Genomic DNA, 5,826 nt, shown 5'->3' on the forward strand with positions numbered 1-5,826 from the left:
GCGCGCCCGAGGCGGATCAGGTCCAGCCCCGTCGAGATCGCCTCGGCCCCGGACGCGCAGGCGCTGACCGGGGTGTGCGCGCCGCCGCGCGCCCCGAGTTCGATGCTGACCCAGGCGGCGGGCCCGTTCGCCATCAGCATCGGCACGGTGTGCGGGGACACCCGCCGCACGCCGCGGGTTTCGAGGATGTCGTCCTGGCCGAGCATGGTGAGGGCGCCGCCGGTGCCCGTGCCGATCACGACGGCCAGCCGCTCCGGATCGACGCCGGGCGCGCCCGCGTCGGCCCACGCCTCGCGGGCGGCGACGAGCGCGATCTGCTCGCAGCGGTCCATGCGGCGGGCCTGCACCCGGTCCAGGACCTCGCCCGGCTCGGCGTGGAGCCGGCCCGCGATCCGTACGGGCAGCTCGGCCGCCCACTCCTCCTCGATCGCGCGGATGCCGGAGCGACCGGCGAGCATCGCGGCCCAGGTCGACGCGGTGTCCCCGCCGAGCGGGGTGGTCGCCCCGAGCCCGGTGACCACCACCCCTTCGGCGTCGCCCGCGCCCATGCCCGTAACGCCGCTCGCGCCCGTAAGGCTGCCCGCGCCGATGCCCGTAACGCCGCTCGCGCCGGTGCTCGATGTCGTACGCACTGCACAACCCCCTTTGTAGTGGCATCACAACTCCTCGCGCATGCCGCAGCGCGAGGAGATCGCTTCACCGGCCACTGTGCCAGGGGGATTCCGGTTGTCCGGATGCCGTGATCCACGGACTCCGGCGCTGGTGATTTGTGGGAATCAGACAGCTTGCTTCACTTGGCGGCGGTCCGCACCCGTACGTGCATCCGCTCGCCCTGGGCCCCGAACAGCACGAGGAACTCGGTGGGCCGCTCCGCCGCGTTGCCGAAGCCGTGCGGGGTGCGGGTGTCGAACTCGGCCGCCTCGCCCGCGGCGAGCAGCAGTTCGTGCTCGCCCAGGGCGAGCCGCAGCCGGCCGGAGAGGACGTACAGCCACTCGTAGCCCTCGTGCGCCGACTGCTCGGGCCGCTCGTCGCGGCGGCCGGCCTCGGCGACGGGGAGGATCTGCTTGTAGGCGTGCAGACCTCCGAGATGCCGGGTCAGGGGGACCCAGGTCTTGCCGTGCCGGGTGAAGGGCCGCGGATGGACGCGCGGATCGCCGGTCGGTGGCGCCCCGACGAGGTCGTCGAGCGGGACGCCGTACGCCTTGGCCAGCGGCAGCAGCAGCTTCAGGGTCGGCTCGCGGCGGCCGGACTCCAGCCGCGAGAGCGTGCTCAGGGAGATGCCGGTCCGCTCGCCGAGCTGGGCCAGGGTGGTGCCGCGCGACTTCCGCAGCACGCGCAGCCGGGGCCCGACGGCGGCCAGCACCTCGGAGAAATCGTCGTCGCTCATAACGACATTTGCCGCAAGGGCGACGACTTCTGTCAAGCCGCGCCCGTGGTGACCGCGGCTCCTCGTCAGGAGGCGGCGGCCGCCCGGCGGCGGACGGTGCGCTCCAGGATGCCGAGCGTGGACTTGAGGGCGGACTCGGGGACCACGGGGAAGGTGACGCGCGCCCGCCACTCGTCACTGGTCTGGGACCAGTCGTAGTACGAGGTGACGAGGGTGCCGCCCTCGGCCGGCTCCAGGCGGTAGCCGTAGACGTGGCGGACGTGCGGCCGGATCTGCCCCTCGACGGTCCAGGCGATCTCCTCGTTCGGGACGAGGTCGGTGATGACGACCTCGACGTCGTACTTGCCGAGGGGCACGTCCCCGATCGCCTCCCGGTCCATGTGCACCAGGAACCGGTCGCCGGGCCGCTCGACGGGCTGCCCCTCGGCGTCGAGGAGCATGCCCGACGCGTCGATGTCCACGTGGCCCTTCGGGTCCGCGAGGACGGCGAAGACGGCTTCGGGGGAGGCGGGGATGAGGCGGGAGACCTCGATCCGGTCGGCGTCGCGGCCGGCGTTCCCTCCGTTCCGGCCGTTCTGGAGCCCCTCGCCCTCTGCGGGCGTCTCGGCCGTGTTGGTGAGGACCGCGCGGCCGAGGATGTGGCCGGCCATGGTGAAGCCGAGGACGGCCGGGGTGGCGTCGGCGGGGACGCCGATCCGCTCGGTGTCGAGGGCGTGGACCACGGTGACGTAGCGGTGCGGGCCGTGCCCGGCCGGCGGGGCGGCGCCGAGGAAGCGGGTCGCGCGGGCGTCGTTGGGCAGTTGGAAGGCGCCTTCCGGCAGGCCCGAGCCGGTGTCGTCGCCCGCCCCCTCGGGCAGTTCGGTGGCGTCGGCGGGGATGTCGGCGACCGCCCAGTGCCAGAACCCGGAGCCGGTGGGGGCGTCGGGGTCGTACACGGTGACGGCGTAGCTCTTGGTGCCTTCCGGAGCGCCGCTCCACGACAGCTGCGGGGAGACGTCCTTGCCGCCGGGTACGCCGGAGAGGCCGGAGAGCTGCTCGTCCGGCCAGGCGGCGCCGTCGGCGACGGTGCCGCTGGTGACGGTGAAGGAGGCCGCCTCGGGGAGGCGGGCGAAGGGGTCGTTGGCGCGCATGGCGATGTTCCTTTCGGGCCGTGCTGGGGCGGCAGGGGAGAGGCGTCAGGGAGTGCTGCGCCGTCTGTTGTCCGCCAATAGATCGACCATAACAGCAATAATCGATTATTCATCAAATCGTCTATGGTGGAGGCATGACTCAGACGACGCGCGGCGCCTCGGCCACGCCGGGGAAGAGACCAGGGAAGAGCCTGGGGAAGAATCCGGGGAAAAAGATGCTCTCCGAGCAGGTCTACGCGCATCTGCGCGACGCGATCATGCGCGGGAGGTACGCCCCCGGCGACGCCCTCAAGCCGCAGGACCTCGCCAAGGAGCAGGGCGTGAGCCTGGCCGTGGTGCGCGAGGCGCTCGTACGGGTGGCGGGTGAGGGCCTGGCCGACCGGCTGCCCAACCGCGGCTTCGCGGTGCCGGACTGTTCCGACCGCCGCTGGCAGGAGATCGCGGAGGCCCGCCGCACCGTCGAGCCCGTTGTGCTGCGGATGTCCGTCGAGCGCGGCGACATCGACTGGGAGGTGCGCGTACGGGCCGCCCATCACCGGCTGGCCCGCACCCCCGCATACGTGCCGGAGGAGGGCGAGTACTACAGCGGCGCGTGGTCCGAGGCGCACCGGGACTTCCACCGCGCGCTGCTGGAGGGGTGCGGCAACCCCGTACTGCTGGAGACCTTCGACCGGATGTGGACCGCGAGCGAACTGACGCGCCGCTGGTCGGCGCGGCGCACCCCCGGCCGGGACGGCGCCGAGGAGCACCGTCGGCTGGAGGCGGCGGCGCTGGCCCGCGACGCCGACGCGGCGGCCGAGGCGCTGGCCCGGCACCTCACCCTCACCGCGGCCGCGCTGACGGATGGTCAGGAGGGTGCCTGACCGGCACGGGGGTCAGCCCTGGGCGGTGGGGCGTACGGTGATGTCGCCCACGTCGACGCCGTCCGGCTGCTCGATGGCGAAGGCGATGGCGCGGGCCACCGCGTCCGGCGGCATGGCGATCTCCATCAGCTTGTCGGCCTGCTCCCTCAGCGCCGGGTCTATGCGCGACGTGAAGTCCGTACGGACCGCGCCCGGCGAGACGACGGTGACGCGCAGGCTGTCCCCGGCCTCCTGGCGCAGGCCCTCGGAGATGGTGCGCACGGCGTTCTTCGTCCCGGCGTACACGGACTGGAGCGGCACGATGCGCAGTCCGGCGGTGGACACGGTGTTGACGAAGTGTCCGAAGCCCTGCTCCCGGAAGACGGGGAGGGCCGCGGCGATCCCGTACAGGACGCCCTTGAGGTTGACGTCGATCATCTCCTCCCAGTCCTCGACGCGCAGGTCGTCCAGCGGGGAGAGCAGGCCGACTCCGGCGTTGCTGACGAGCGCGTCGAGCTTGCCGTAGCGGTCCCGCGCCAGCCGGACGAGACCGGCGAGGTCCTGCTGCCGCCTGGCGTCCGTACGGACCCAGGCCGCGTCGCCGCCGTCCTCCTTGATGCGGGAGATCAGCGCCTGCAACCGCTCCGGGCGGCGCGCGCCCAGGACGACCTTCGCGCCGCGCTCGGCGAGGAGCAGCGCGGTCGCCTCGCCGATGCCGCTGCTGGCGCCGGTGATCGCGATGACTTTGCCTTCGATTCCAGACATGGTCGACAGCCCTTTCGGGGGATCGGCGGGTTGGGGCGGGCGGGGCAGGGGAGACCCTGGCCTAAAGTGGAGGCGCCGCCGCTTAGTGCAGATTAAGCGGAGGTGCCTCCACTTAGCAACCGGGAGACGGAGAGGGAGTGCCGCTGATGGCCCGAGACGCAGGACGCCCACTGAGGGCCGACGCACAGCGCAACCGGGAGAAGATCCTGGCCGCCGCGGTGCGCGTCTTCACCGAGGAGGGGCTCGACGCGCACTTCGAGCGCATCGCCAAGGAAGCGGGCGTGGGCACCGGCACCCTCTACCGCAACTTCCCGAACCGCGAGGCCCTGGTCGAGGCGGCCTACCGCAACGAGGTGGCCCGGCTGTGCGACGCCGTGCCCGGCCTCCTCGCGGAGCTGCCGCCGCGCGAGGCCCTGCGCGCGTGGACGCACCGCTTCATCGACTACGCCACCGCCAAACTCGGCATGGCCGAGTCCCTGCGCGCCGTCGTCGCCACGGGAGCCAACCCCTACGGCGACAGCCGCGACATGATCCAGTCGGCCCTGCGGACCCTCATGGAGGCGGGCGCCGCCGCCGGTACGCTCCGCCCCGACATCCGCCCGCCCGACCTGTTCGCCGCCCTCGCCGGCATCGCCCTCACCTCGGCCGCACCCGAGCAGCGCGGACAGGCCGAACGCCTCATCGACATCACGCTGCGGGGGCTGGACCCCGCACCGCCGCCGCTGCTCCCCGAAGGCTGAGCGCGGTACGAGGGAAGCGCCAGAAAACGGCAGATAACGCCTGAGAATGGAAGGCGGCTAATCGGCGTCGGGGCCGGGCTTGCGCCCCCATGCCGAGATCATCGGGGACGTCGCCAGATCCAGGCCGCCCGCCGCGACGTTGGCGAGGTGCGTGTCGATCTCCGCCTCCGTCGCGAGGCCCTTGGCCGCCAACTGGCCGCGGATCTGCCGCACCGTGGCCGTCTCCAGCGCCGTGCAGGCCGGGCCCGTGACCGGGAAGTAGGCGTCCGCCCGTACGTCCGTGAGCCCGGCCTCGCGCAGCAGGCGCGGCAGTCGGCGGCCGTAGGAGAGGTCCGCGCCGCGCTCGGCGAGGAGTTCGCGGAAGCGGTGGCGGAGCCTGTTGGCCAGGCGCTGCTCCGGGCCGGACTCGTCGGGGCAGATGAGGGGCTGGAGCGCCGGGTCGGCGTCCTCCAGCAGCAGCCGTCCGCCGGGCCGCAGCGCACTGATCATCGCGCGCAGCGCGCGGTCCCGGTCGGCGACGTGGACGAGGACCAGACGGGCGTGGACCAGGTCGAAGGGCCCGGCCGGGGGCGGGTCGGCGGCGACGTCGTGCCGCCGGAGCTCGACCTGCGGCGCGGCCGCGGCCGCCGCCCACGACGTGTCGATGTCCGTCGCGAGTACGTACCCGGCGGCGCCCACGCGCTCGGCGAGCCCGCGCACCACCGACGTACCGCCGGCGCCCACCTCCCAGCAGCGCTGGCCCTCCGCGAGCCCCAGCTCGTCGATGTGCCGGAAGGTGGAGGCGTCGAAGAGGGCCCCGAGCGCGTCGAACCGCTCGCCCGCTTCGGACTGTCGGTTGTCCAGGAGGTAGCCGTCCTCGGCGTTTCGTCGCTTCATGCTCCGATCATGCCTCGGTGCGGAGCGCCGGTCCCGTCGCGGCAGCCTCTCCGGCCCGGCTGGGCGGCTCGGGGGCTGCCCGGGGG

The 5,826-nt window shown here is 73.4% G+C and carries 7 protein-coding genes and 1 pseudogene; 2 read left to right on the forward strand and 6 right to left on the reverse strand.

Annotated elements, in window-relative coordinates:
* The 4 genes and pseudogenes from ACFU99_RS30280 to ACFU99_RS30295 all read right to left on the reverse strand — a co-directional run.
* A partial coding sequence (locus ACFU99_RS30280) for a beta-ketoacyl synthase N-terminal-like domain-containing protein (RefSeq protein ID WP_384398077.1) occupies positions 1–548 on the reverse strand: 548 nt, incomplete at its 3' end.
* A 242-nt stretch (positions 549–790) separates the two neighbouring features.
* Positions 791–1,387, reverse strand: a complete 597-nt coding sequence (locus ACFU99_RS30285; protein ID WP_384398068.1) for a helix-turn-helix domain-containing protein — start codon at positions 1,385–1,387, stop codon at positions 791–793.
* Between the two features lie 65 nt (positions 1,388–1,452).
* Positions 1,453–1,920 carry an SRPBCC family protein gene (locus ACFU99_RS30290; protein ID WP_384398079.1) on the reverse strand — a complete coding sequence of 156 codons (468 nt, stop codon included), beginning with the start codon at positions 1,918–1,920 and terminating at the stop codon, positions 1,453–1,455.
* Positions 1,921–1,980: 60 nt separating this feature from the next.
* Positions 1,981–2,517, reverse strand: a pseudogene (locus ACFU99_RS30295) (YbhB/YbcL family Raf kinase inhibitor-like protein); the annotation flags it as partial.
* 134 nt (positions 2,518–2,651) lie between these two features.
* Between ACFU99_RS30295 and ACFU99_RS30300 the strand changes: the two are divergent.
* Positions 2,652–3,380 carry a GntR family transcriptional regulator gene (locus ACFU99_RS30300; RefSeq protein WP_384398070.1) on the forward strand — a complete coding sequence of 243 codons (729 nt, stop codon included), beginning with the start codon at positions 2,652–2,654 and terminating at the stop codon, positions 3,378–3,380.
* 12 nt (positions 3,381–3,392) lie between these two features.
* Here the strand turns inward: ACFU99_RS30300 and ACFU99_RS30305 are convergent, their stop codons facing one another.
* The gene (locus ACFU99_RS30305) at positions 3,393–4,124 is read right to left on the reverse strand and encodes an SDR family oxidoreductase (RefSeq protein WP_384398072.1); all 732 of its coding nucleotides are present in this window, start codon (positions 4,122–4,124) and stop codon (positions 3,393–3,395) included.
* Between the two features lie 146 nt (positions 4,125–4,270).
* On the opposite strand from ACFU99_RS30305, the gene ACFU99_RS30310 reads away from it, so the two are divergent.
* A complete protein-coding gene (locus ACFU99_RS30310; protein WP_384398073.1) occupies positions 4,271–4,864 on the forward strand; it encodes a TetR/AcrR family transcriptional regulator in 594 nt (197 codons plus the stop codon).
* Between the two features lie 57 nt (positions 4,865–4,921).
* On the opposite strand, the gene ACFU99_RS30315 is transcribed toward ACFU99_RS30310, so the two are convergent.
* Positions 4,922–5,740, reverse strand: a complete 819-nt coding sequence (locus tag ACFU99_RS30315) for a methyltransferase domain-containing protein (protein ID WP_384398075.1) — start codon at positions 5,738–5,740, stop codon at positions 4,922–4,924.
* Positions 5,741–5,826 lie beyond the last annotated feature (86 nt).

The organism is Streptomyces sp. NPDC057654 (genome assembly GCF_042800135.1).
Classification (GTDB): domain Bacteria; phylum Actinomycetota; class Actinomycetes; order Streptomycetales; family Streptomycetaceae; genus Streptomyces.

Bases quoted from the DNA above. Each gene is read 5' to 3' on its own strand.
- ACFU99_RS30285 (WP_384398068.1), bottom strand. From the start codon at position 1,387: ATGAGCGACGACGATTTCTCCGAGGTGCTGGCCGCCGTCGGGCCCCGG.
- ACFU99_RS30300 (WP_384398070.1), top strand. From the start codon at position 2,652: ATGACTCAGACGACGCGCGGCGCCTCGGCCACGCCGGGGAAGAGACCA.
- ACFU99_RS30305 (WP_384398072.1), bottom strand. From the start codon at position 4,124: ATGTCTGGAATCGAAGGCAAAGTCATCGCGATCACCGGCGCCAGCAGC.
- ACFU99_RS30310 (WP_384398073.1), top strand. From the start codon at position 4,271: ATGGCCCGAGACGCAGGACGCCCACTGAGGGCCGACGCACAGCGCAAC.
- ACFU99_RS30315 (WP_384398075.1), bottom strand. From the start codon at position 5,740: ATGAAGCGACGAAACGCCGAGGACGGCTACCTCCTGGACAACCGACAG.